This is a genomic window from Flavobacterium sp., assembly GCF_003525665.1.
GTDB lineage: Bacteria > Bacteroidota > Bacteroidia > Flavobacteriales > Flavobacteriaceae > Flavobacterium.
Genome location: NZ_DQDX01000021.1, coordinates 450 through 972, shown reverse-complemented (window position 1 = coordinate 972; position 523 = coordinate 450). Strand labels below are relative to the sequence as shown.

Sequence of the window (523 nt, the reverse complement as noted above, 5' to 3'; positions counted from 1 at the left end):
CATTTATAAATTTACCAAAAAAACACAACAAACCCAAAAAATAAAATTCTACATGTATAGTAAAGAAGAAAGTTTAAAGATTAAAAAAGAATTTTGGGTACAATTTGCAGAAACATATCCAAGAAAATGGCTTTTATACGATACAAAGATAAAAGATGTTACTTTCAAATTCTATGTAGATAATAAAAAAGCACAAGTTTTATTAGACATAGAACCAAAAGAAGAAGATAAAAGAAAAATATATTTTGAAAAAATAGAGTCTCTTAAGACTATTTTGTTAGAAGAATATTTACCAGATGCAATTCTTGAACGAAACCATTATTTAGAAAATGGCAAAATTATCAGTAGAATATGGATTGAAAAACTAAATGTCAGTCTAAATAATAAAAACACTTGGAACGAAATATTTGATTTTTTTAGTGAAACTATGACCCAATTTGAAACCTTCTTTTTCGAATACGAAGAATACATCAAAGACCTAGAAACCAATACTTAGTATAATTTTTATGGCGTGCCCCAAGGG

Annotated in this window: 1 protein-coding gene; it reads left to right on the top strand. The window is 26.2% G+C overall.

Features of this window, described 5'->3' with window-relative positions:
- Positions 1-52 precede the first annotated feature (52 nt).
- A complete protein-coding gene (locus DIU01_RS01455) occupies positions 53-496 on the top strand; it encodes a DUF4268 domain-containing protein (protein ID WP_290831488.1) in 444 nt (147 codons plus the stop codon).
- Positions 497-523: the final 27 nt, after the last annotated feature.